General features: G+C 30.4%; 25 protein-coding genes. 6 read left to right on the top strand and 19 right to left on the bottom strand.

Features of this window, described 5'->3' with window-relative positions:
- The first annotated feature begins 120 nt into the window (after positions 1–120).
- Positions 121–2883 (top strand): DUF5013 domain-containing protein, encoded by a 2763-nt coding sequence (locus ACXGQT_RS02410; RefSeq protein ID WP_457829806.1) that lies wholly within the window; start codon positions 121–123, stop codon positions 2881–2883.
- A gap of 75 nt (positions 2884–2958) precedes the next feature.
- Here ACXGQT_RS02410 and ACXGQT_RS02405 read toward each other — a convergent pair whose 3' ends face one another.
- The 17 genes from ACXGQT_RS02405 to ACXGQT_RS02325 all read right to left on the bottom strand — a co-directional run bounded on the left by ACXGQT_RS02405 (position 2959) and on the right by ACXGQT_RS02325 (position 17200).
- Entirely contained in the window at positions 2959–3861 is a 903-nt protein-coding gene (locus tag ACXGQT_RS02405; protein WP_457829805.1) for a hypothetical protein, read from the bottom strand.
- Positions 3833–4942, bottom strand: a complete 1110-nt coding sequence (locus ACXGQT_RS02400; RefSeq protein ID WP_457829804.1) for a cytochrome-c peroxidase — start codon at positions 4940–4942, stop codon at positions 3833–3835. Before ACXGQT_RS02400 ends, ACXGQT_RS02405 begins: the two co-directional genes overlap by 29 nt.
- A 49-nt stretch (positions 4943–4991) precedes the next feature.
- Complete coding sequence (locus tag ACXGQT_RS02395; protein WP_457829803.1) at positions 4992–5867, bottom strand: MbnP family protein; 876 nt, start codon at positions 5865–5867, stop codon at positions 4992–4994.
- 101 nt (positions 5868–5968) lie between these two features.
- Complete coding sequence (locus ACXGQT_RS02390) at positions 5969–6304, bottom strand: hypothetical protein (protein ID WP_457829802.1); 336 nt, start codon at positions 6302–6304, stop codon at positions 5969–5971.
- Positions 6305–6400: 96 nt separating this feature from the next.
- On the bottom strand, positions 6401–6598 hold the full coding sequence (locus ACXGQT_RS02385) for a hypothetical protein (RefSeq protein WP_457829801.1): 198 nt from the start codon (positions 6596–6598) through the stop codon (positions 6401–6403).
- 103 nt (positions 6599–6701) lie between these two features.
- The gene (locus ACXGQT_RS02380; protein WP_457829800.1) at positions 6702–7391 is read right to left on the bottom strand and encodes an HAD family hydrolase; all 690 of its coding nucleotides are present in this window, start codon (positions 7389–7391) and stop codon (positions 6702–6704) included.
- The gene (gene kdsB / locus ACXGQT_RS02375; RefSeq protein ID WP_457829799.1) at positions 7378–8118 is read right to left on the bottom strand and encodes a 3-deoxy-manno-octulosonate cytidylyltransferase; all 741 of its coding nucleotides are present in this window, start codon (positions 8116–8118) and stop codon (positions 7378–7380) included. Before kdsB ends, ACXGQT_RS02380 begins: the two co-directional genes overlap by 14 nt.
- A 9-nt stretch (positions 8119–8127) precedes the next feature.
- Entirely contained in the window at positions 8128–8538 is a 411-nt protein-coding gene (locus tag ACXGQT_RS02370; RefSeq protein WP_457829798.1) for a 6-pyruvoyl trahydropterin synthase family protein, read from the bottom strand.
- A 2-nt stretch (positions 8539–8540) separates the two neighbouring features.
- Entirely contained in the window at positions 8541–8732 is a 192-nt protein-coding gene (locus ACXGQT_RS02365) for a hypothetical protein (RefSeq protein ID WP_457829797.1), read from the bottom strand.
- Position 8733: 1 nt separating this feature from the next.
- Positions 8734–9246, bottom strand: coding sequence for an isopentenyl-diphosphate Delta-isomerase (gene idi, locus ACXGQT_RS02360; protein WP_457829796.1), 513 nt, complete (start codon positions 9244–9246; stop codon positions 8734–8736).
- A 4-nt stretch (positions 9247–9250) separates the two neighbouring features.
- On the bottom strand, positions 9251–9703 hold the full coding sequence (bcp, locus tag ACXGQT_RS02355; protein WP_457829795.1) for a thioredoxin-dependent thiol peroxidase: 453 nt from the start codon (positions 9701–9703) through the stop codon (positions 9251–9253).
- A 71-nt stretch (positions 9704–9774) separates the two neighbouring features.
- Positions 9775–11010: an MFS transporter gene (locus tag ACXGQT_RS02350; protein ID WP_457829794.1), complete on the bottom strand. Its 1236-nt coding sequence runs from the start codon at positions 11008–11010 to the stop codon at positions 9775–9777.
- Between the two features lie 130 nt (positions 11011–11140).
- Positions 11141–12400, bottom strand: coding sequence for a DUF4374 domain-containing protein (locus ACXGQT_RS02345; RefSeq protein WP_457829793.1), 1260 nt, complete (start codon positions 12398–12400; stop codon positions 11141–11143).
- A 24-nt stretch (positions 12401–12424) separates the two neighbouring features.
- Complete coding sequence (locus ACXGQT_RS02340; RefSeq protein WP_457829792.1) at positions 12425–14815, bottom strand: TonB-dependent receptor domain-containing protein; 2391 nt, start codon at positions 14813–14815, stop codon at positions 12425–12427.
- 203 nt (positions 14816–15018) lie between these two features.
- Positions 15019–16584 (bottom strand): PepSY-associated TM helix domain-containing protein, encoded by a 1566-nt coding sequence (locus tag ACXGQT_RS02335; RefSeq protein ID WP_457829791.1) that lies wholly within the window; start codon positions 16582–16584, stop codon positions 15019–15021.
- A 5-nt stretch (positions 16585–16589) separates the two neighbouring features.
- Entirely contained in the window at positions 16590–16868 is a 279-nt protein-coding gene (locus tag ACXGQT_RS02330; protein WP_457829790.1) for a hypothetical protein, read from the bottom strand.
- 2 nt (positions 16869–16870) lie between these two features.
- Positions 16871–17200 carry a hypothetical protein gene (locus ACXGQT_RS02325; protein ID WP_457829789.1) on the bottom strand — a complete coding sequence of 110 codons (330 nt, stop codon included), beginning with the start codon at positions 17198–17200 and terminating at the stop codon, positions 16871–16873.
- 215 nt (positions 17201–17415) lie between these two features.
- On the opposite strand from ACXGQT_RS02325, the gene ACXGQT_RS02320 reads away from it, so the two are divergent.
- Together ACXGQT_RS02320 and ACXGQT_RS02315 are read left to right on the top strand one after the other, a co-directional pair.
- Positions 17416–18390: a helix-turn-helix transcriptional regulator gene (locus ACXGQT_RS02320; RefSeq protein ID WP_457829788.1), complete on the top strand. Its 975-nt coding sequence runs from the start codon at positions 17416–17418 to the stop codon at positions 18388–18390.
- Between the two features lie 65 nt (positions 18391–18455).
- On the top strand, positions 18456–19112 hold the full coding sequence (locus tag ACXGQT_RS02315) for an endonuclease III domain-containing protein (protein ID WP_457829787.1): 657 nt from the start codon (positions 18456–18458) through the stop codon (positions 19110–19112).
- 14 nt (positions 19113–19126) lie between these two features.
- Here the strand turns inward: ACXGQT_RS02315 and ACXGQT_RS02310 are convergent, their stop codons facing one another.
- Positions 19127–19288 carry a hypothetical protein gene (locus ACXGQT_RS02310; protein ID WP_457829786.1) on the bottom strand — a complete coding sequence of 54 codons (162 nt, stop codon included), beginning with the start codon at positions 19286–19288 and terminating at the stop codon, positions 19127–19129.
- Between the two features lie 51 nt (positions 19289–19339).
- On the bottom strand, positions 19340–19930 hold the full coding sequence (locus tag ACXGQT_RS02305; protein WP_457829785.1) for an RNA polymerase sigma factor: 591 nt from the start codon (positions 19928–19930) through the stop codon (positions 19340–19342).
- 167 nt (positions 19931–20097) lie between these two features.
- On the opposite strand from ACXGQT_RS02305, the gene uvrA reads away from it, so the two are divergent.
- The 3 genes from uvrA to ACXGQT_RS02290 are packed head-to-tail and all read left to right on the top strand — an operon-like array spanning position 20098 to position 24442.
- Entirely contained in the window at positions 20098–22887 is a 2790-nt protein-coding gene (gene uvrA, locus ACXGQT_RS02300) for an excinuclease ABC subunit UvrA (protein WP_457829784.1), read from the top strand.
- Entirely contained in the window at positions 22887–23255 is a 369-nt protein-coding gene (locus tag ACXGQT_RS02295) for a glyoxalase (RefSeq protein WP_457829783.1), read from the top strand. Before uvrA ends, ACXGQT_RS02295 begins: the two co-directional genes overlap by 1 nt.
- 32 nt (positions 23256–23287) lie before the next feature.
- On the top strand, positions 23288–24442 hold the full coding sequence (locus tag ACXGQT_RS02290; protein ID WP_457829782.1) for a DUF3095 family protein: 1155 nt from the start codon (positions 23288–23290) through the stop codon (positions 24440–24442).
- The last annotated feature ends 77 nt before the right edge of the window (positions 24443–24519 follow it).

Below are 24519 nucleotides of genomic sequence, written 5' to 3'. Positions count from 1 at the left end.
GATACTTAGTGTTTTTTAGTTGGTATTTTTGCATTTAATATAAAAAACAAACCAATTAACTACTATATGATTAACTACTACACAAATTTTTTCCAAAAGAAAAACATTGTTTTAATAATAATGTTATCTATTTTTTTTGGAGCTACAACAAACGGAGCTAATAAAACTGAAGATGAACGTACACCTGTAATTCATTTAATTGGTGACTCTACAGTTGCCAGCTACAACGAAGATGGATGGCCTTATCCATTAACAGGTTGGGGACAAGTATTACAGTCCTTTATAAATGTTGAAAATTTTGAAATTAATAACAAAGCTATAGGTGGTACAAGTTCTAAGAGTTTTTACAACAATCATTGGACAGACGTAATTAATAATGTACAAGCTGGTGATTATGTTTTTGTTCAATTTGGAATAAACGATAGAGCTGATGATCCTAACAGGGAAACAGATGCCGATACTGATTTTAAAACTTATTTAACCAACTTTGTAAACGAAACCCAAGCCAAAGGAGCTACCTGTGTTTTGGTTACAAGCGTTAGAAGAAATGCATGGAATGGTACCAATCCTGATACTGTTTACAACTCCTATCATGGTCATCCAATTGCCAGTAGAGAATTAGCAGGAGAACTTGGAGTACCTTTAATTGATTTAGATGAATTATCTAAAACTTTAATGGAATCTGTTGGAAAAGAGTATGTAACAAAATATATGTATTTAAACCTTGAGGCTGGTGAGTATGCTACATATCCTGATGGAAAGGGTGATAATGTACATTTTCAATGGTCTGGAGCTTTAGAAATGGCCAAATTGGTAACTGATGAAATAAAAGATGAAGCAAGTTCTTTTACAGCAATGAATCTTTTAGTTCCTGCCATTAAAACTAATTACACAGTAAATGTTGGAATAAACATGGAAGATGCTGGATTGGTTACAAGAACTCAAGAATTACCAGCTGGAATTTCTTTAACTTTAAAGGCTACCGAAAACGCAGGATATATTTTCCAAAGATGGGAAGATGCTGGAGGAACAACAGTTAGCACTAACAAATTATTTACTATTACAACCACTAATGCTGATGTAGCGTACAATGCTGTTTATGAAATAGATACTGACTGCCCTCCTGTAACACTTTATACTAAAATAAATGATGGTGAGTTAGAAAAAACAGACAATGCAATTGTAAGCACTGGAGACAATGTAACGTTTGCTCCCAATGCTTTAGAAGGAGGAACATGGAGCTGGACAGGACCTAATTCATTCTCTGCAACCACTAAAGATATTACATTAAGTAATATTCAAACCAGTCAAGCAGGAAACTATACGGTTTCTTACACTACTTCTGGATGTGTAACCACAAAAACATATAATGCTACCGTGGATGGAAAAGTTTATGAAGATGGAAGTATTGTCTTTACTGCTGAAGCAAACATTGAAAATCAATCTATTAAAATACTTTTTGATCAAAAAAATATTTCGGGATATATTCAATTATATCGTGATACAGATGATAATCCTGCAGGTAGAGGAAGAATAGCTTACGTTTTTAATTCTGCTACTGAATATATTGATAGTGATATTGTAGCAGGAACAACTTATTATTATTGGTATAAAGGAGCAGATCTTAATGGAAAAGAAGTTGGAGGTGGACCAATAAATGCAAATGTACAAGGTACTACAGAAATTTGGATGGAAGCAGAATGTGGAGTTATTGGTTCATCATGGGATGAATTATCAGATACCGATGCTTCTAACGTGAGTTATATTACTGTAGTTGATAGTAATAATATAGAGGAAACTACACAAACAGCACCATCTTTGGTAAATTCTTCTGAACCATATATTGCTCAAGAAAGCAACGGAAGGTGGGGTACTTTAGCTACACCATGGATTACAAATGATGCTGCCAAAAACCATAGCGGTTATGGTGGATGGGATAATTTTCAAGGGTATAATATTTTTAATATGGAATCTGGTTGGGGAGAACCTAATTTTGTAGATGGAAAAATTCATCAAGTTGTTAATCTTGAGGCTGGAAATTATACGCTTAACATAAACGTAAAAAACACAAATCAAAATACAAACCCTCAAGGGGCTTATTTTGTGGTTTCGCAAGGAAACACAGGAATTCCTAACACCAATGATGTAGAAACGGATGCAAATGTTTTAGGATATCAAAAAATAGATGCTACAGAAGGTATGTTTACAATTAACTTTACTGTTGATCAGACCTCTGATGTTTCTTTTGGTCAAGTATCTACACAAACCGGAAACTTCTTTTGTAATGTTCTTTCATGGGAATTAGCCGTACCCGCATCTGTTGAAAATCAAATATCATACGGCTTTAAAGTTTCAGAAGAAAGTAGCTATTCGCTATTAGGTCGCGTAATTGCTCCTAACTCAGATGACTCTGTTTTCATTAATATTGATGGAGAAAGTTCTTTTACTTGGGATATAACAAATAATAATGATTGGGCATGGGTTCAGGCAACAAATTTTAATTTAACTGCAGGAGAACATACCTTAAATATTATTTATAAAAAAGGAGGTGTAAAATTAGATAAGTTCTTATTAAAAAACACAAACATCACCCCTACTGAAATGGGAGAAAATGCAAGTAATTGTGATTTAAGTATTGCTGATTTTGATTTTTCTTCTAAATTTAAAATTAGCCCAAATCCTGTTAAAGATATCTTGACTATTGAAGGAATTCAATCAAAACAAACTATTAATATATTTAATGTAGCAGGTAGTATTGTTAAAACAAGTACTATGGACATTAACAACAACAGTCTAAATGTAAACAACTTACAGTATGGAATTTATTTTATTGTATTGAGTGATGGTCACAAACAAACCACTACAAAATTTATAAAAAATTAATTTTTTACTAGTACCTAATAAAAAAGAGGCTTTCTTAATTTTAAGAAAGCCTCTTTTTTTAGCTATCTATCTACGTTAAAACTTCCAATAAGTATAAACCCCTAGCCCATAATTAAACGTAACTTCATTATCAATTAAATTCTGACTTAAAGGCAATTGTGAATTAACGCCAACAATAAAATGCTCGGTTTCAGCTTGAATACCAATGTTTGCATTTAACATTTTTCCGTTGGTTCTGTTATCTACAATATCAAAACGTTCCGAAGCTAAAAAATGATCGTAACTAGCTCCAATAATTGATGCAATGCTGAACTTAGTTCTTAAAGGAAACACATAGCTTGATGAAATGTTTATTTGTGTTTGATTTCCATACTTAAATTCATCATTATTTTTTCCTTTTAAAAAGTACATAGCACTCATATTTACAGACCAATTATTTTTGTTGTAATGGTACTGTAACGGAAAAAGTACATCCCAACTTCCAGTTCCCAATTGAGCTGCGGATGTTTGATTTAAACTAGAATTTTGCAAGTCAAATTTACCTGTTGGGAGCTTTAATCCCACTCCTATTTTTAGGTTATGATTATTTGTGTTTTGTAACAAATTGTACATTCCATATAAACTTACATCCCCCACACCATTATTAGCTACATCTCCAGAAGCTTTATATCTATTATTAAATCTATAAGGAATAGTACCATTCACTTGTATTTTATCTGTAATAAAATATTGACCTGTTATACTTAATGTATTTACATGATCTGTTGCTAAAGGAAAATTAGGATTAGAATTATTTTGTATGTATTGAAAATGCATATAATTATAAGTAAAACCTACATAATTCCCTCCTAGTACATTGGCAAAACTATTGCTGTTAGAAGCACCACAACCACAAACATCGCAAGCGAAAATATTGGTAGAAGTTATTAGTAATACAGTGAATAATATTTTAGTTAGGGTTGGCAAAACGTTCATCATTTATAAATTCATTATCGGTTAATGTTTCTAAAAAAGCTAAAATGGCTACTTTTTCATTTTCTGTCATAGGAATACCTAAAGTCTCATTTCCATTATTGTCTTTTTGAATTAACCTGTTGTCTAAATTATCCATTTTTGTAAGCAACGGATACGTATCATCATCATAAAAATCTAACACGGTTGATAGCAATACTATTCTACCATCGTGCATATAGGGATAAGTTTTTTTTACATTTCTTAAACTAGGAATTTTAAATTTATAATAATCATCACTAGCTTTTAACTCTTGTACCGTAGCAAAAGGGTTTGAAGAGGTTATCCTTGCTCTTCCTGTTTCGTTTGGCAAATTAGGATTCTCTCCAATTCCATTATTTACAAACTCCTGACTGGTAAACAATTCTCCGCTATGACAAGTAGCACATTTTTGTTTAAACAAGTTCAGTCCCTGTTTTTCTAATTCCGAAAACGCTCCCCCTTCTTCTCCACGAATAAACTTATCGTATTTTGAATTTGAAGACACCATTGCTCCCATAAATTGAGACAATGCTTTTAATATATTTACACTTGTAATGGCATTTTCAATTTTAAAAACCGATTGGAACATTTGTGGATATACAGAATCTTCTTTAAGTTTTACTACCACATTTGCCATAGTTTCATCCATTTCTACAGGTTCTGTAATAGGAATTATTGGTTGATCAAACAATTTGTCTTTGGCACCATCCCAAGTAAAATCATCCATAAATGCCATGTTTTGAATAGGCTGAGAGTTTCTCGTTCCAAAAACATTTGGATGAACTCCTTCACTTAAATCATGTCCATGATGCGTAAATGCATGAGATTGATTGTGACATTCAGAACAATTAATTCCGTTATTTAACGATAGTCTATTGTCGTAAAATAGTTTTCGTCCTAATATAAAACCATCAGTAGTTATAGGATTATCATCAAAATTAAATGTTGGTTCTGGAAAATTAATAGGCTGCTTAAAACTTATTTCAAAATTAGAATATTCGTTTTCGGTTTTAGAACAACTTATTAATAGAAACAGAATAATATACTTACTATAAGTAAATTTCATATTTATATTAAAAACCATTGGTAGCAAAAGCTACCAATGGTTTTGTGTTTTAGTGTGAGTGTGAATCTTCAGAAGTAGTATCATCATGTGAATGAGTATCTTCTTCTACATCTTCTAAATTAATAGCTTCTTCGTTTGGATGTAAGTGATGAACTTCAAAAATTTCTTTGTAATTTGTTATTAAGTTTTGAGTAGCTTCACTTGAACCTCCATGTCCTAACAAATCAAATGCTACCGTTTCTCCTGCATTATCCGGAGTAAATAGTTTGTTTATAGAAACGATAACATGTATGCTTGGAGACACTTCTTTTTTAATGATAAGTGTTTCTGGAAAAGTTAAATCAATAGTTGTATAACCACTAAAATCTCCTTTATCTCCAATATGAGCAATTAAACCAGGAGCAGTAGTTGTTTCTGTATTAGTATTAGATGCTTCTATTTTAGAAAAAATATAAGAATTAGGATTCCATGACCATTGCATGTCAGCTTCTGCCAATTCCATTAATCTTTCTTGTGCTTCTGTACTTCCGTTTGCTACCTCCTTACTTACTCCCAAACCAAAAGAAATACTTTGATAGCTTCCTTCTGGAATTTCGGTTAAATAAATTTTTACTTTGTTGGTTTCATCAGCATTGGCTAAATCAATTAAATTAGCAGCAATGTTATTAGGTAAGTGAATTTGATTATTTTCTGAATCTCTTAACATTACATCAGAAATAATAAACTTAAACTTATTTAATGTTAAAGTTTGTTCTTCGTTATTAGAATCAGTTAAAGTAAATTCATCACCCAAAGCAAGTGAATGATCAAATTTAACAACTGCAGATACATGAGTACCTTCTTTTATAGATTCATCATTATTGTTACAAGAAATTAATACAGTAGTTGTTAAGGCTAACAAAGCCATTTTTTTTAAAGTTTTCATTTTTATGGTTTCATAAATTTTAAATAAATACATGTGACATGACATTCGTAATAGAAACGAAGTCATAAAAAGGCATTATAATGCCTACGAATTATTTAAAATTAGACCATAGGAGGTTTATTGATTTTCTGACTTAATAAGTAAGAATATATAAAGTTGTAATCAAAATATGAAGTTATTTCCTTAGCTGTAAAAAATGGTAAACTTGTTTGTTCTATTGATTGAAAATACACAGGAAAAAATGCTGCACTTACCTCAAGCGTTGCTTTACTATCATTAGAGGTATCTATAGCATTTATTTCTTTTGCTAAATGACATTGACCATTACATTGTAATTCTGGTTTGTCTTTATTAACACAATACTTTTCTATTATTTCACTTAAATGAGTTTCATAATACATCACATTACCAACAAAATATGCTGGACGTATAGACAAAGTTGTCAAGAATAATATGATGATGAATTTTTTAACCATTTCGACAGCAAATATAGAAAAGGATTCTATTTATGAAACAGTTTTTATTAAATAAATTTATGATTTTAACACCAGAGTAACTGGCTCTAAATGCGGATTCATAAAAACAAAATTTGTTAACCAAAGATTTAATTCTTGTACTTCGTGAGGTAATAACCTTTTTGTAGCCTTATTAAACTCATTAATGAATAAATCTACATCAAAACTTACTTTTTCAAGTATGTTTAGGGTATATGTGTACATTTCTCTAGGCATTGTTATTTTTATTATAGGAAAACAAATATAACTTAAACATTTGTTAATTTCCAGTAAAAAGTTAAAAAATAGTATTTAGACTTAATAATTATAGTAAAAATACTTAAAGTATATTTACTAATTTTTTAACGGAATCTAATGTTTTATATTGTTGCGTTTCTAGTATTTTTTTATCTACTGTTTCAAATTTCCATATAGAGTAAAAGGGAATATGAATAGCCTCTGCTCCTATATTTAACACAGGCAAAACATCCGATTTTAAAGAATTACCTATCATTAAAAATTCTTTAGGTTGAATTTCTAAATGATTTAAAATTTTAATATATCCTTCGGTATTTTTTTCACTCATTACCTCTACATGATGAAAGTATTTAAGCAAACCTGAACGTTCTAATTTTTTTTCTTGATCTAATAAATCTCCTTTGGTCAATACAATCAATTTGTATTTTTTTGAAAGATATTCAAGTACCTCTTCAATACCCGATAATAACTCAATAGGTTTGGTAAGCATATCTTTCCCTATTGTTAAAATTTTTTGAGTGATATTGGCGGGTAGTTGATTGTTAGATAATTCTGTAGCACACTGTATCATGGATAAAATACAGCTTTTTACTCCATAACCATACAAAGGAATATTATTTATGATTACTTTATAAAGCTCCTGCTGAATTTTATTTTCTGTTTCATAAATAGACAACAGTTTTGCAAACTGATCTTCTGCTTCTCTAAAATAAGGTTCATTTACCCAAAGTGTATCATCTGCATCAAAAGCAATGACTTTAAACTTTTTCATTTTGAATAATGTGTATGGCTTTTTGTAAATCTTCTGGTGTATCTATTCCTACAACTTTAAAAGGTGTTTCAACCATTTTCATTTTCATACCATGTTCTAAAAATCTAATTCCTTCTAATTTTTCAGTTGCTTCATTCTGACACATTTTCATTTTAGGAAAATTTAACAACGCTTGTCTCCTAAAAGCATATATTCCAATGTGTTTATAATATGTTACCTCTACTTCTTTGTCTCTAGGATGTGGAATAGGAGCTCTAGAAAAATACATAACACAATTATTATTGTCTAACACCACTTTTACATTGTTAGGGTTTACTATTTCATGCCAATCTTCCATAGTATGTACCAAAGAGGCTACCGCAATTTCTTCTTTTGTGTCATTTTTAAAAACCTCAATCAAATCCTGTAAAGGCTCTATTCTTGTAAAGGGTTCATCTCCTTGTACGTTTATAATAATATCTCCAGGAACCATTTCGGCAGCTTCAGAAATTCTATCAGAACCACATTCATGTTCTTTAAGGCTCATTATTACTTTACCTCCATTATTTTCAATTTCTGATCTTATTTCCTTACTATCTGTTACCACATAAACTTCATCAAACAAATTTGTGTTTACAGTTGCTTGGTATGTTCTGGTAATAACTGTTTTACCACACAAATCTGTTAATAATTTTTTAGGGAATCTGGTCGCTTGTAAACGAGCAGGAATCATAGCAATTACTTTCATAACAATGAATTATTTTCCTGAATAAGTTACGTAATTTCTAGGCGTTTCGTATAAAGTAATCGCCAATTTTAAGTGTGATGGAATATAAGCTCTTAACTTATTCCATATATAAATAGAAATATTTTCTGCTGTAGGATTGGTTGTTTTAAATTCAGGAATTTCTAAATTTAAGTTCTTATGATCTAAGGTATCTTCTACCTCTGTTCTAATCAATCTTTTTAATATTTTTAAATCCATTACAAAACCTGTTTCTTGGTCTATAGCTCCGGTTACTGAAACCACCAATTCATAATTGTGTCCGTGGTAATTAGGATTACTACATTTACCAAAAACCTCAAAATTTTTAGCATCGTCCCAATCGGGCCTAAACAATCTATGAGCTGCATTAAAATAAGCAACTCTATGTACGGTAATTTCCATAATTAATTAGCTTTTTTATTTGCAAATAAGTTTCCTAAAACCACATAACCTATTAAAAAGAACAGTATAAAATTAAATCCTAAATCTTTGGCAATAAGATCTAAATTATTATAAACCTTTACTCCAACGTTAACCAAAACAGCCATCACAGCAAAGATTAATCCTATAAAAACCTTTTTTTTAATCCTTTCCATTTTATTGACTAATGAACTCGTAAAATTTTTCGAAAATAATTAAAAACCAAGCTGTATAAATTTCAGGTTGTTTTTCCATATCTGCCTTAACGTCTTCTAAAGTCATCCATTTATAAGCTTCGGCTTCATCAGGGTTTAAGTTAGGCTCTCCATTATACACACCTGTTAACACATGATCAAACTCATGTTCTGTTAATCCATTATCAAAAGGAGCTTTATAAATAAAAGAACATACATCTTTTAACTCTGTACTAAAGCCCATTTCTTCTTGTAGCCTACGTTTACCCGCTTGCACATTGGTTTCCCCTACTTTTTGATGACTACAACAAGTATTTGTCCACAATAATGGCGAATGGTATTTATCTGCAGCTCGTTGTTGTAACATTAATTCACCAGCATCATTAAAAACAAAAACGGAAAAAGCTCTATGTAACAAAGCTTTTTCATGCGCTTCTATTTTTTCCATTATTCCTATTTGTTCGTCTTGCTCGTTTACAAGAATCACTTGATCCATATATTTACTTTAAAATTTGAGCAGTATGCTCTTTGGTTTTTACTTTAGTAATTACCTCAATAATAATTCCATTTTCATCAATCACAAAAGTAGTCCTGTGAATTCCATCATATTCTTTTCCCATGAATTTTTTAGGTCCCCAAACGCCAAAAGCTTCAATTACCTTTTTATCTTCATCTGCTAATAAAGAAAATGGTAATTCTTGTTTGTTTGCAAAGTTTGATTGGCTTTTAACAGAGTCTGCACTAACACCAATCACCTCATAATTTTGAGACAAGAAAGTTTGATAATGATCTCTTAAATTACATGCCTCCACAGTACACCCAGGAGTACTAGCTTTTGGATAGAAAAAAACTACTAGTTTTTTTCCAGCAAAATCACTTAGTTTAACTGTTTTCTCATGTTGATCTATCGCTTCAAAATTAGGAGCTTTATCTCCTACCTTTAACATTTCCATTGTACTTTGTTTTTTAAAGAAGAACAAATATAAAGAAAGCAGTTAGGATAGTTAAACAGATATCAATAAACTTATGAAGTCTGAAAAGTACTTTTCCCATATTTTTTTACTCCAATAAAAGCAAAAAACAAAGCGGCCATTGGTAATAAAATTAAAAAACGATACAAATGACTACCAATAGCTGTATATATTATTGCTGATATTACTGGAAAACAAGCCATAGAAAAAGAGTTTATAGCTTCACTTATTCCCATAATTTCTCCTTGTTTTGTAGGGTTGGCATTTACTGATATTAGAGAGTTAAACACTGGGAAACACAGAGAAAGACCTAAGTTTAAAATGTAGTAAAAAGGAATAAACAACCAAATGTTATTAGTTAATGTAATGGCTACCAATCCTATTGCACAACAAACAAGCCCTAAAATTAATGTTTTAAAAGCTCCTAATTGACGTATAAAAAACTTAGAGACAAATGCTTGATTTAACGATAAAAACAAGCCTATTACAAACATAAAAAAACCTAATTCTTTAACATTAAAATCAAATAAATCTATTAAAAACAAAGCCATGGTTCCTATATAAAACCCCATCATGGCTGAAAAGAAAAACTTCATAGAAAACAACACTTTTATTATTGGTGATGGATTTACTCTTTTAATTCTTTTGGGAATATAAATAAGTTCTAAAAAATTAATTTTTCTTTGTTCTGTTCTATTTTCTACTGGGTGTGATTCATTTAACCATTTAAAGATGGTTAATAGCGTAATTACTGAAATTATAATGGAAACAATTAAAGTCCCTAAATAACCTATTGGGGTTGATGCAGTAATTCCCCCCAAGCCTGGACCAATAATCATTCCTATTCCTGCAATTCCTCCTAAATAACCAAAAATATAGGCTTTTTCTTTTAGTGTGGTCAAATCACTTACATAAGCATTTGTTACTGAAGTGTTTCCTCCAGTAATTCCATCTAAAACTCTGGAAAGTGCAATTACCCACAACGGAAGTGCAAAACCAAAAACAGGATATTTTGGTAAAGCAATTGCAATTACAAAAATTATCCAACTGAACAACGTTCCTGCTTGACTTATTAACAAAACGGGTTTTCTTCCTTTGGTATCTGACATAGCTCCCAATAGTGGAGCTCCTATAAATTGAAAAGCACTGTACAAGGTAATGAGTAAACCAAATACCCATTTTGGAGCTCCATAACTATCTACCACAAAAGGTAAAATAGGCATTAATAAACTAAAACCTAATACGTTTACAAATGTGAGTAAATAAGCAGGGATAAACTTTTTTTCCATGCTTCAAAAGTACAGATATCCGCACGAATTAAAATAAAATTAATAGATATTGTTTGTTAAAAAAAGGAGAATAAAAAAGCTGCCTTTTCAGGCAGCTTTTTTATTATAAAGAAAGTTTAAACTAAAAAAATTAGTTGGCTACATTCAATTTGCTAATAGCTGTAATACTTGCTCCTTCAACTTGTAATCCCTTAGTTGCAATAGCAGTTGTAACATCTACATTATAAATAAAACTTCCTGTTTCTGTAGTAATACCAACATATGCTATAGTTCCATCTTCTTCAACATAATTATTTCTTGCTGTTAAAGACAAAATATTCTCTTGACTAGGTAAGCCCGTTACATCAGTAAAAGTTTTATTGTAAACATCAATAATAGCTAATTCTTTACCTGAACTATATGCACCTCTACTAGGAATATCTAATAAAGTAACTAAAAATTTCCCAGAACCTAAATACATATGACTAGTTACATATCTACCTCCTGAAGCATCTTCTATATCATAATAAAAATCATCAAATTCTGTAGTTCCGCTTTGAATACGGGTAATAGCAGATGCTTTTGTAGATGTTAATTGGGTGGTACCGTCAATTCTCTTTTGAGCTACAGAAGATGAAAAAGCATAAGCATCACCATTCTCATCTAATGACAACCCGTTTATAAAGTAACGACCTATAGAACTTGTTCTATCATCAGTAATTGTTTTAACATATTCCATTTCAGGATATGAGTATACAGCAATATTTGCTTCATCAGGGTGTTCTGTACCAAATGTATCATCGCAGCAACCTTTAATAGTAAAATATGGCAAGTATACATATCCGTTAACAGGCGTTATCCAAGAGAAAAAAGCCAATTCTCCTGTTTCCTTATCTGCTAAATCTTGAGTATTAATAACACCTTCTGCAACAATTTGTAATGAATTAGTATCTACACGATACCAATTTGCTATTGGGCTATCAGCACTTCTTGAAATTTTAACTAACAAAATATCATCTTCTACAGCAGCAAAAGCTTGCACTGTTTCTGACTGAAAGTTTGATAGTTTTTCTAACTCTCCATTTGATCCTAATTCATAAGTAGTAACAGCACCTGGGTTACCTTGACCATACAACAAACTAAAAAATTTGTTATTGTTGGTTACATAATATCTGTAGGTTCCGTCTTGTTCAATTCCATTACCTAAAATTGAAACACGACCTTGGCTTAAGTCATCTGTAGTTAAAATATAATCTGCTACTCCATCAGAAGCTGTAGGTGTTGCTGTAATAATAAATTTACTTTCTACTTGAGTCCCATTGTTTTCACTATCGCTATCATCGTTACTACATGCAACTAAAGATGTAAACCCTATAGCAAAAAGGCCTAATTTAAAAATTGATTTTCTCATTGTATATATTTAATTATTGTTGATTTATAAAAAAGTGTATCTTATTTTTCCATAGAATGCCCTTCCTGGCTTTTGTAAGCTAAAATTGTCATACAAAATATTATCAGTAATATTCCTGCACTCTAGTGTAAATTGTAATTTTGGGTTATATGTGTATATAAAATTAAGGTCGTGTGATAATTGACTAGGAACATCATACTTACCTAATTCGGGGTCTCCAAACCCTGGCCAATACAAATAAAAATCATATACATACAACATATTATATCCAATGTTTAGTTGATCATTTTTATTCCACAATTTTTTAAAAGTATAGCCTGCATTTGCGTTTCCATACAAAAAAGGTTGGTTTGGTAATCTTTGCTTATAAGCAACACTTACAATAGTTTGACCTTCATCATATTTGGTATTATTTCTTAAATCTTGATAGGAAACATTTGCACCAACTGTAAGATTATGATTGTAGGTATAGGACAAGTCTGCTTCTATACCTTTGTTACTTACATTTACTAAATTCTCCATTGTTATTTTAGCTTGATTATTATTTAATCTAGGTCTGATGAAGCCTCTAGCATCTCTATAAAATAAATTTAGTGATGACACAAATTGATGTTTCTTATTTAAATTACCCCAATAACTAGTTCCAAAATTATAATTGTAACTATGTTCTGGTTTTAAACCTATATTCCCTTCTAAATTTTCTACATCACCAAAAAGTTCATTGGGTTCTGGCATACGGTAACTCTTTTCAAAAGAAGCTTTAAATTGTAAGTTTTCATTTAAAAAATAGGTTAGAGCAGTCCCGTATCCATAAAACTCAAAAATGTTTGTTTTTTTTCTGTATTCAGTTCCTCCATATTCACCATTTGGATAATAAGGTTGATTAAACGTATTTTCTTGATGGTATTGTTTAACAAAAATGGAAGTATTCCAGTTAGAAGTTTTGATATTATATCCAAGTCCTATTACATTTTTCCAGCTTTTCATTGGAGCATTGTACCTATTACTATCAGAATTTAGTTTATTATAACCTCTTCTGTTAAAATAATTTAAAGTACTACTTAGCACCAAACCATGTACTTTGTTTAGTTGATAATTGATACTTGTTGTTGCTAAAGCATTGTTATTTTTATAAGTATATAAAGAATAAGAACTTTCCCCTCCTTTTTCACCATACAATTCCTCATAATCTTTATAGTCTCCAAACCAGTCATATCTTCTGTGAAGTGTATCTATATTTTTTTCTTCACCTAAATTATAATTAGCACTTATGTTAATATCTAAACCTTTTACAAATAAATCTTTTTTATGATACTTTAACGTTGGCATTACCGTATTTCCTCTTCTATGCCAAGCACCAAAGACTGTAGTCTGTCTAGCTCCTGTCTGTATTTCTTTGTAATTTTGACCTAAAGTTATTCCAAACAATAACTGATCTGCAAAAGACTTGTTAATAAAACCTGTATTCAAAACAATAGCTTCGTTATGATATTGATTATGGAATCTTTTTATTTTAGCTCTTTTATAATATTTACCTGTATTTATTTCTGAGGCTTCTTGGTAAATCTTATAATCATTATCTGAAAAGTTTTGATATGCATTTAGTTGTGCTGTAAATCCTTTTTTTGATACGTAAACAGCATTAACATAACTCCTATGAGTATTGAATGAACCATATGAGTAAGATGCCTCTATATGATTTTTTTTATAAGTATTGGTAATAATATTAACAGCCCCCCCCAAAGCATCACTTCCCAAACCTACAGGAACTACACCTTTATAAACTTCTATACGTTCGGCTAAGTTCACAGGAATATTGTTTAGTTGAAAAGAAGAACCGTAATTATCCATAGGAACTCCATCTATAAAAAAACGAACTTGTTTTCCTGTAAATCCATTCAGTGAAAAATTCATAGTAGAACCAACACCTCCAGTCTCTCTTACTCTTACTCCCGAAACTCTATCTAAAACATGTCCTATATCTAGCGTAGTGTGATGTAGTTTTTTTGCATCTACTACTGAAACATTAAAAGCTTTTTCTTTTACTTGTTGAACCTTACTTTTACCTGTTAATGCAACTTCATCTAATACATATGAAGATTCTTTTAAATGAATGTTCACTTTTTTTACCTCTCCTGCATGAAGTTCTAACGTTTTAGAATCTGCTTCATACCCCATATAGGAGGTGATTAAAGTATAAGTTCCAGAAAAGTTATCTGTTATTAAAAACTCTCCTTTTTCGTTGGTAATTACTCCTTGATGGGTTTCATCAATCATTACAGTAGCTCCCAAAACAGGAATGTCTTGTGCGTTTAACACTACCCCTGTAACACTACTTACTTTTGATTGTGCATTTAGTAAGTGAGCAAAAAGCAAACAAACACCTGTGGTAAAAATTCTATTTAAACTATACATTATTTTGTAGTAAAATCAAGCCTTTAAATCTAATCATGTTATTTAGACTTATTAACAATAACGATGCAAATGTATGTGATGAATTTTATTTATTAACTACGTAAAACGGAGTAAAAACTACGCTAAACGGAGAAGTTTTACCTATAAAATAAAAATGAGGAGCATTTAAAAAACACCCCTCATTTTCTCTTTCATAACAACTGTTATTTTCTTTTAATTTTTAGGTAAACAAGTAATGATGTAATGGATAGTAACACCCAAAAGACATCAAAAACAAATACTTGATTGTAGTTTTTATGCCAACTAACCCATAACCAGTTTCCTGTAACAATTCCGTTGCTAATAGGCACTAAAAAACCAATAACAGCTCCTAATAACAAACATATTTTATTGGTGAAATAATAATCTTTTTTAATGATAAAAAAACTACTTAACAAAAGCCATCCCCAAAAAAACACTTGATAAATAAATGTTCTTTTTCCACCTTCGAAATCATTTCCCCAAAATTTAACTGCTACAAAAATAAAGGCAGTTATTGGGTACATACTTAAACAGATGGCCATATAAATATTTACCAACCACAAATTAAACTTTTGCTTGTACTCTGGAACATTCTTTCGCTGTCTGGCCACCAACCAAATAAGCACTCCTGAAATAATAACAAAACAAGTAATTAAGCCCAATGCAAAATAAATAAGTTTCATTCCATAACCACCAAAATCACCAAAATGTAATCTCTGAATCAATCCCACTGCACCATCAACATAAGATACTTTTTCGGTAGGATGTTGTTTGTTTACCACTAGTTGATCTTTAACTCGGTAGGTTATAAATCCACTTCCTAATAATTTTTGTTTGTATTTAGGTCTCCCAGAAATCTTTACATGCATATTAGCATCGCTATAATTGTAAACTTCAATTCCGTTTAGCTTTACATTTGGCCATTCTTTTTGAGTTTTTAGCACCAAGTCATTAATTGAATAATGACCCTCTAATGCCGTTCCCTCATAATTATAATCTTCTTTAACTTCTGTAGTTAAAACTTTATTAAATTCTTTATCATCATCATTGTACATGATAGATTTTACCGGAGGCAACATTACCATATAACCAATAATTAAATAACAACCTGTAACAGCAAACATGAACTGATATGGCAAACCAATGAATCCCAATGCAACATGTGCATCTGTCCAAATTGTTTTTAATTTTTGTTTAGGCCTAAAAACATAAAAGCTAGATACAATTTTTTTCCAATGTACAATAACTCCTGTAACCACAGCAAACAAAAAGAAAAATGCAATAAAACCTGCTAGAAAATATCCTGACCTACCAAAAAAATTGAGTTGAGCAAAAAAATGTAATCGGTAAAAAAACTCTCCTAAAGAATAATTATTCCTATAGTTTTCAATACTATGTGTAGTTAAGTTAGTTGCAAAATAACTGTTACGTCTTCCTTTCTCTTTGGGAGCCAAGGTATCTTTAGAGGGTGCTAAATACACCGATGCCGTTTGTCCTTCTATTCTTTGGTAGATGTTTATATTTCGCTTACCTAATGGATGTTCTTCGTTTATTTTTTTGAGCAATTCATCAAAATTAACTTCACTAAAATATGTTTCATTTACTGGTTCATTTCGTTCCCATGCAATAATTTCATCTCTAAAAAATGAAAAAGAACCTGCAAAAAATATGACATACAAAGCTGCACTAATTACAATACCACTAATGGTATGTGTATGAAACATGATGTTATAAATTCTTTTTGACATAGTTTTTAATTAAAAAAATAAACACAGGTATAAAACAAAAGGGATAGCAACAAATAAAGAGCCCAAACTTTCCATCCGTTCTTAGCTAAAAAGGCAACAATCATTAATGCACACCACAAAATAAAACCTCCAAATCTAAGAGTCGTCATAATGTTTTTGGGTTCCATCCACAACATTAAAAACATATGGAATGTTTCAGTTACAAGGTATCCTCCTACAAATCCTGCTGTAATTTTTGCGATCCTTTGAATGGGAGACGAAAAATATTTTTTATTGGCTGGCATAATTAAACAAGGTATAATTCAATGACTAGAAACAGAAAAGGGAGGTATAATAGGTACATTTTAAATAGTCTTAAAGGACTTATTAAAACAATAAAACTTAGTAATGTCATTAAAGTAACAATGTATGAGAATATTCCTGTTCCATACCCCATATATAAAACACTTAGCACCAATCCTAATACTAAAAAGAACAAACCTAAAGGCTTGCTAATGGTTGAATGCTGATGAATCCATTCTTGCAGAAAATATTTTTGAGTTAAATCGGCTCTTTTTGACGTATGGTATAACACATAAAAACCAAAAAAAGCAATACAGCAAATTAGTGTTAACATCTATATTATTATTTATTCTAAATCTTAATAATGATTTGCAAATATAACGTCTATTATTTGTGGCTCACATACGCAAAAGGGATAAAATAATACGCGAAACGGAGTATTATAGAAAGAAAACGCCACAAAGTTTATTTAGAATAAATTAAAACACTTTACATTTGCATAAAAAAATTGAAAAAGTTAAGGTAAAATAACCCCATACCCTAATCTTTATGAATATAACCATTCTTGACAGTAAACACGCATATTTCAATAATGTAGATAGCAAAATAAATAAGGACAAATGTGATGTTTTAGAAACATTGACTAATTTTGAAGAGCAAGATTTTTATGGTTCATACAAAGAAATCTGTTCAGAAAAATTTAAAGTTGGATATGGAGAACTAACTATTGTTAACAATTGCAATATTCCTATCAAATTCAGTGGAGAAACCATAGAAATGATATTTGTACTTAAAGGTAATTATGCTGTACATATAAATAAAAAAAAGGAGGTTTACACATATGATTCTAACGATCATAATATTATCTACTATACTGATAGAGATAGGTGCATTGAATTAAAAAAAGGGACACATCAAGTAGTTAGAATAAATCTTACACCTTCATTTTTTTGTGAGTATTTTCCTGAAAATTTTAAAGAATTTAAAACTCTTATGGCTCAAAAAAAAACAGGTAGATTACAGACTACAAATCATAAAATAACTTCTAAAATGAAAGAAATAGTGTATCAGTTAATCACTTCTGACAGGAAAGGTTATTATCGTAAAATTCATGTAAATGCGAGTATTTTAGAGCTTCTGTTACTCCAACTTAATCAATTTAAAAATCATGAAAAAAAAGAACTTAATACCGAAAAAATAAATAATACTGATGATAAAATTGCAAATATAAAAACCTACATAAAAGAGCATTATACAGAACCTTTAAGTCTACAATTATTAGCTAAAAAATTTGGAACCAATGAATTTACACTTAAAAAAAATTTTAAAGACTTTTATGGAACTACTGTTTTTGGATATATTAACGATTTAAAAATGGAAAAATCGAAAAAACTACTCATCCAAAATAAGCTTTCTATTGGTGAAGTTTCTGAAAAAATAGGTTACAAAAATCCCCAACACTTTTCTACAGCTTTCAAAAAAAAATATGGAGTATCTCCTAGTAAAATTTACACTCTTTATTAAAAAAAATATTCTTTTAACAAATCGTTCTCAAAGAATGATTTATTTTTGAAACGAAAGCAAAACTTATGTTAAAACAAGAAAAAGTACAATTTGTACTAAATACTTTAGAAGAGTTATACCCAGAAACTCCCATTCCATTAGATCATAAAGACCCTTACACTTTATTAATTGCCGTGTTGATGTCTGCCCAAAGCACTGATGCAAGGGTAAACACCATTACTCCTTTGTTATTTGAAAAAGCAGATAATCCATATGACATGGTAAAATTAACTGTAGATGAAATTAGAGATATTATAAAACCTGTTGGTTTATCTCCTATGAAATCTAAAGGAATTCACGGTCTTTCTCAAATTTTAATTGATAAGCATGATGGAAAAGTTCCTGCTAATTTTAAAGATTTAGAGGCTTTACCTGCTGTGGGACATAAAACTGCTAGTGTGGTAATGAGTCAGGCTTTTAACATTCCTGCTTTTGCTGTAGATACTCACATTCATAGATTAATGTACAGATGGGGATTGACCAATGGAAAAAATGTTGAACAAACCGAAAAAGATGCCAAACGTCTTTTTCCTGAGCATACTTGGAACAAATTACACTTGCAAATTATTTACTATGGACGTGAATACTCTCCTGCAAGAGGTTGGGATTTAGACAAAGACATTATTACCAAAACCATTGGTAGAAAACCAGTGATAGAAGAATATTACAAAAAGAAAAAATAAAATAAGGTTTGACATTAATTTTTGTCAAACCTTATTTCTTTTAACATATTTCCTTTTACAATGCTTAGGGATTTTGAAAAACTTAATAAAAAAGAAATTGTTTCTTTTCGGGGTTTTAAATGTAGGGTATTCATTTTTTTATCATCAAATGATTGGTCTGAGTAGTTTTTTATCATATATCTATATTTAAATTTATATTACAACGACAGATATATATTTTTATTGTTTTAATTATTCTTAACTACTTCCTTTTCATCAATAATTTTTCTCATATTAATTAATGCATAACGCATTCTACCCAATGCTGTATTTATACTCACATTAGTATGTTCTGCTATTTCTTTAAAACTCAAATCCATAAAAATTCTCATTCTTAAGACCTCTTGTTGATCTTGTGGTAAGGCATCTATCAAACCAATAACGTCATTAATAGTTTGTTCTAGTTCAATTTTATCTTCTGCATTTAAATCTTCCCCAGCTATAAAATCAAAAACATCATAAGTTTCTGTAGCATATTTGGTCTTTTTTCGTTTTTTATCACGATAATAATCCATGGTAAGATTATGGGCAATACGTAATGCCCAGGGTAAAAACTTCCCCTCTTCATTATACTTTCCTCTTTTTAAGGTGTGGATAATTTTGATAAAGGTATCTTGAAAGATGTCATTAGATAAATCAGTATCAAAAGTTTTAGAATATATATAACCAAAAATTTTTTCTTCGTGCCTTGTTATCAATTCAGACAAACACTTTTCATCTCCATTTATATATAAGGAAACAATAGCAGCATCGTCTAAATGCTTATATGTTAAATTCATATGTAATTACTTTTATTTAGTTTGAGTAATTTTATAGAATAGGCAACTTATTTTTTTTATTTATATATAGGTACAAGTTACAATAAGTGTACCAAAATATTAAATATTGTGCAATTCATTTTTTATCATAAAACCTTACTTTTACAATCACAATTCAACATGCATATATGAGTCAATTACTAGAAAAATTATCTCCTAAAGAATACATTTTAATCAAAGGTGCTGGTTTACACAATTTAAAAGATATTGATGTAGCCATTCCAAGAAACAAATTAGTAGTTATTACGGGTTTGTCTGGTTCAGGAAAATCTAGCTTGGCTTTTGATACTTTATATGCCGAAGGACAACGTAGGTATGTAGAAAGTTTATCATCTTATGCTCGTCAGTTTTTAGGAAAACTAAACAAACCTAAGGTAGATTATATCAAAGGAATTGCTCCTGCTATTGCTATTGAGCAAAAAGTAAACTCCTCTAACCCACGTTCTACCGTGGGAACTACCACAGAAATATACGATTACCTAAAACTTTTATACGCTCGTATTGGTAAAACCATCTCTCCTATTTCGGGAAACGAAGTAAAAAAAGAAACCGTTTCTGATGTTATCAATCACTTAAAGTCATTAGAAGAAAGAACCAAGTTACTGCTTTTAGCTCCTTATGATTTAGGTGACAGAGATGCTAATAAAGCTTTACAAATTTTGATCCAACAAGGGTATGCAAGAATTAAGGTTGATGAGGAAACCTATAGAATTGAAGAGGTTGATAGTTCTAAAATCACTAAAAAAACAAAACTGAATTTGGTGATTGATAGAATTGTAGTTAAAGATGATGAAGATTACTATAATCGTTTGGCAGATTCTATTCAAACTGCTTTTTACGAGGGAAAAGGGATTTGTACTTTAGAGAACTTATCGGATAATTCAAACAGAGAATTTAGCAATAAGTTTGAGTTAGATGGTATGACTTTTTACGAGCCTAACACTCACTTTTTTAGTTTTAACAATCCTTATGGAGCCTGCCCTACATGTGAAGGGTATGGAAATGTTATTGGGGTTGATGAGGAATTAGTAATCCCAAACACCTCACTTTCTATTTACGAAGATTGTATTGCTCCTTGGAAAGGAGAAAGTAGTTCTGATTACAAAAATGCTTTGATCAATTATGCTTTTGAATACGACATTCCTGTACACAAGCCTTGGTTTGAATTAACCGAAGCACAAAAAGAATTGGTGTGGAACGGAACCAAATCTTTTGAAGGAATTCACGATTTTTTCAAGTATTTAGAATCTAAAAGTTATAAAATTCAGTTCCGTGTCATGTTATCTCGTTACCGAGGTAAAACCAAATGTACTACCTGTAAAGGAACTCGTTTAAGACCAGAAACCAACAACGTTTTTGTAGGCGATAAAAACATCAATGAATTGATAAACTTACCTATTGATGAGTTAACGCAGTTCATGAAAAACTTATCATTAAACAAATACGATACTGAAATTGGAAAAAGATTGTTGGTAGAAATCAACAACCGATTAGGATTTTTAGACAAAGTTGGTTTAGGATATTTAACCTTAAACAGAGCCTCAAACACCTTGTCTGGAGGAGAAAGTCAACGTATCAATTTGGCTACATCATTAGGGAGTAGTTTGGTAGGCTCTATGTATATTTTAGATGAACCTAGTATTGGTTTACACCCCAAAGACAGCTTAAAACTAATAGAAGTTCTTAAAAAATTAAGAGACTTAGGAAACACCGTTATTGTGGTAGAACACGATGAAGATATTATGAAACAGGCCGATTATATTATTGATATTGGTCCAAACGCTGGTGTTTTTGGAGGAGAATTGGTTGCAGAAGGAACCTATGATGACATTTTAAAAGCAAGCACTCACACTGCAAATTATTTAAGTGGTGCCGATATTATTGAAGTACCGCTTAAAAGAAGAAATACCAAAAATAAAATTGAAGTTGTTGGAGCTAGAGAAAACAACTTAAAAAACATAAACGTTACCATTCCTTTAAACTGCTTATCGGTAATTACGGGAGTTTCTGGTAGCGGAAAAAGTACTTTGGTTAAAGATATTGTTTATCCTACTTTACAAAAACACATTTTTGGTCAAGGAAATAAAATAGGAGAAGTTACAGCTGTTAAAGGTGATTTAAATGCTGTTAAAAATGTAGAATTTATAGACCAAAATCCTATAGGGAAATCTTCACGTTCTAACCCAGTAACCTATATTAAAGCTTATGATGATATTCGCTCTTTGTTTGCTAACGAAAATTTGGCAAAAATGCGTAATTATCAACCCAAACATTTTTCTTTTAACGTAGATGGTGGACGATGCGAAACTTGTAAAGGAGAAGGTGAAGTAACCATAGAAATGCAATTTATGGCCGATGTACATTTGCCTTGCGAAACTTGTGGTGGTAAACGTTTTCAAAAAGAAGTATTAGAAGTAAAATATCACGATAAAAATATTGATGATATTTTAAATTTATCTATTGATGAAGCTTTGAGTTTTTTCAAAAAACACAAACAAACTAAGATCAGTAAAAAACTACAACCTTTACAAGATGTTGGTTTGGGTTACGTAGCTTTAGGGCAGTCCTCTTCTACCCTTTCTGGTGGTGAGGCACAACGTATCAAATTAGCATCGTTCTTGGTTAAAGGTGGCAGACAAGAACCAACTCTATTTATTTTTGATGAACCTACCACAGGACTGCATTTTCACGATATTAAAAAGTTGTTAAAATCTATGAATGCCTTAATAGAAAACGGACATTCTCTAATTGTGATTGAACATAACATAGATTTTATTAAGTGTGCTGACTATATTATTGATATAGGAAAAGAAGGTGGTAAAAATGGAGGAAATGTATTGTTTATGGGAACACCAGAAGCTTTGGTTAAAAATAAAGAATCTTATACTGCTCATTTTCTAAAAGAAAAATTGAATTAATGGAAAGTAAAAAAGCAATCAGGCCTAATATTCCATCAGCAAAAGTTGATGAAACGATGTCCATAGAGGAACAATTTCAAAATGCAGTACTACGTCCCGTTATAAAAATGCAACACAGTTTAATAACAGCACTGTTTCAGCATTTTTTACAACATTCTGAGTATCGTTTAGATAGCTTAGAAAAGCATCAAAAAGATGAATTTATAAAAACATCTGTTAGTAGAAATCAGCATTTAAAAAATCAATACATAGGAATGATTTCAGGAATGTTTACTGATGAGGAATTTATTGTGTATTTAAAAAACATATCAGAATATAACAAACGTATCATTCAAATAATTGCTCAAAGATTACAAAATAGTTTTTAGTATATTTAATATAATAAACTACAAAAAATACAATGGTTAATGACAATATTAATTTTTATAAAGAATTAAAAAAACAGTCTATTGATTTAACCGACTTACTCATTGATAAAAATTTGTTTAGCAAGGTGCCTGAGGATTGGCATGTAATAAATATAGATATTGAAAACTCTACTCTTGCGGTACAAAACGGCAATCACCATGATGTAAATTTATCTGCAACAGGAAGTATTATTGTTGTTTTAAATGAATTAGAAAAAATTGATAAAAAAATTAGAGTTCCATATTTTTTTGGTGGAGATGGTAGCACTTTTATAGTTCCTAATGCTTTATTAAACAAACTCTTAACCGTTTTAAATAATTACAGAATTCATATTAAAAACAATACCAATTTGATTTTACGAGTAGGATCTGTATGTGTTAAAGATATTTACAATCAAGAAAAAGCAATTTATATAGCAAAACATAAATTAACGCCAAAATTAACCATTCCAATAGTACTAGGAACTGGGTTGAATTATGCTGAAACTTTAATTAAAAAAACATTTACAGAAACAAACTCAAATCAAAAAATTGCTCCTGTAGATTTAGAGGGAATGGAGTGTAGATGGCAAGAGGTTGCTGCTCCAGATAATGATCAAAAAATTATTTGCTTACTTGTACATTGTTCCATAGAAAGCTTACAAAACGAACTGTATGCTGCTGTTCTAAATAAAATAAAAATACTGTTTGGAGAATTTGAAAATAGGAAACCAATTACACAAAGCAACTTAAGGTTAGATACTTCAATACGCAAGATTAAAAATGAAATGAAAATTAAATTGGCACAATTTAGCAAACTATATTTGTTTGTAAATTGGTTAGGAACTATTGTTTTTAAAATTTATTTCAGTTTTTCAAAAAAGGGACAAAAATACTATCAACAAATTACACAACTTTCCCACACGCTTATGATTGATGGTACAATTAACACAGTTTTTTCGGGAACAGATAAACAAATTAAAGAGCTTGTTTTATTTTTAAACAATTTAGAAAAAGAAGAAAAATTAATATATGGTATACATACCACTAAAGCTTCTATTCTATCCTGTTATGTAAAAGATAGAACCGACAATCATAATCATTTTGTTGATGCAACAGAAGGTGGTTACACCGCTGCTGCAAAAATGTTTAAATCAAAACTAACTTAAACGGCATATTTACTACACAAAAAAGGTCAGAATCAATAAGTTTGGTTCTGACCTTTTTATATAAGTTATGTTGCTAT

This window comes from Wenyingzhuangia sp. IMCC45467 (assembly GCF_054111205.1).
This window is presented reverse-complemented; position numbering and strand designations above follow the sequence as displayed.

Bases quoted from the DNA above. Each gene is read 5' to 3' on its own strand.
- ACXGQT_RS02340 (WP_457829792.1), bottom strand. From the start codon at position 14,815: ATGTATAGTTTAAATAGAATTTTTACCACAGGTGTTTGTTTGCTTTTT.
- ACXGQT_RS02350 (WP_457829794.1), bottom strand. From the start codon at position 11,010: ATGGAAAAAAAGTTTATCCCTGCTTATTTACTCACATTTGTAAACGTA.
- ACXGQT_RS02295 (WP_457829783.1), top strand. From the start codon at position 22,887: ATGGAAAGTAAAAAAGCAATCAGGCCTAATATTCCATCAGCAAAAGTT.
- ACXGQT_RS02405 (WP_457829805.1), bottom strand. From the start codon at position 3,861: ATGATGAACGTTTTGCCAACCCTAACTAAAATATTATTCACTGTATTA.
- ACXGQT_RS02330 (WP_457829790.1), bottom strand. From the start codon at position 16,868: ATGCCAGCCAATAAAAAATATTTTTCGTCTCCCATTCAAAGGATCGCA.
- ACXGQT_RS02365 (WP_457829797.1), bottom strand. From the start codon at position 8,732: ATGGAAAGGATTAAAAAAAAGGTTTTTATAGGATTAATCTTTGCTGTG.
- ACXGQT_RS02395 (WP_457829803.1), bottom strand. From the start codon at position 5,867: ATGAAAACTTTAAAAAAAATGGCTTTGTTAGCCTTAACAACTACTGTA.
- ACXGQT_RS02400 (WP_457829804.1), bottom strand. From the start codon at position 4,942: ATGAAATTTACTTATAGTAAGTATATTATTCTGTTTCTATTAATAAGT.
- ACXGQT_RS02325 (WP_457829789.1), bottom strand. From the start codon at position 17,200: ATGTTAACACTAATTTGCTGTATTGCTTTTTTTGGTTTTTATGTGTTA.
- ACXGQT_RS02385 (WP_457829801.1), bottom strand. From the start codon at position 6,598: ATGCCTAGAGAAATGTACACATATACCCTAAACATACTTGAAAAAGTA.
- ACXGQT_RS02345 (WP_457829793.1), bottom strand. From the start codon at position 12,400: ATGAGAAAATCAATTTTTAAATTAGGCCTTTTTGCTATAGGGTTTACA.
- idi (WP_457829796.1), bottom strand. From the start codon at position 9,246: ATGGATCAAGTGATTCTTGTAAACGAGCAAGACGAACAAATAGGAATA.
- ACXGQT_RS02320 (WP_457829788.1), top strand. From the start codon at position 17,416: ATGAATATAACCATTCTTGACAGTAAACACGCATATTTCAATAATGTA.
- ACXGQT_RS02305 (WP_457829785.1), bottom strand. From the start codon at position 19,930: ATGAATTTAACATATAAGCATTTAGACGATGCTGCTATTGTTTCCTTA.
- ACXGQT_RS02380 (WP_457829800.1), bottom strand. From the start codon at position 7,391: ATGAAAAAGTTTAAAGTCATTGCTTTTGATGCAGATGATACACTTTGG.
- ACXGQT_RS02335 (WP_457829791.1), bottom strand. From the start codon at position 16,584: ATGTCAAAAAGAATTTATAACATCATGTTTCATACACATACCATTAGT.
- bcp (WP_457829795.1), bottom strand. From the start codon at position 9,703: ATGGAAATGTTAAAGGTAGGAGATAAAGCTCCTAATTTTGAAGCGATA.
- ACXGQT_RS02410 (WP_457829806.1), top strand. From the start codon at position 121: ATGTTATCTATTTTTTTTGGAGCTACAACAAACGGAGCTAATAAAACT.
- ACXGQT_RS02315 (WP_457829787.1), top strand. From the start codon at position 18,456: ATGTTAAAACAAGAAAAAGTACAATTTGTACTAAATACTTTAGAAGAG.
- kdsB (WP_457829799.1), bottom strand. From the start codon at position 8,118: ATGAAAGTAATTGCTATGATTCCTGCTCGTTTACAAGCGACCAGATTC.
- uvrA (WP_457829784.1), top strand. From the start codon at position 20,098: ATGAGTCAATTACTAGAAAAATTATCTCCTAAAGAATACATTTTAATC.
- ACXGQT_RS02290 (WP_457829782.1), top strand. From the start codon at position 23,288: ATGGTTAATGACAATATTAATTTTTATAAAGAATTAAAAAAACAGTCT.
- ACXGQT_RS02370 (WP_457829798.1), bottom strand. From the start codon at position 8,538: ATGGAAATTACCGTACATAGAGTTGCTTATTTTAATGCAGCTCATAGA.
- ACXGQT_RS02310 (WP_457829786.1), bottom strand. From the start codon at position 19,288: ATGATAAAAAACTACTCAGACCAATCATTTGATGATAAAAAAATGAAT.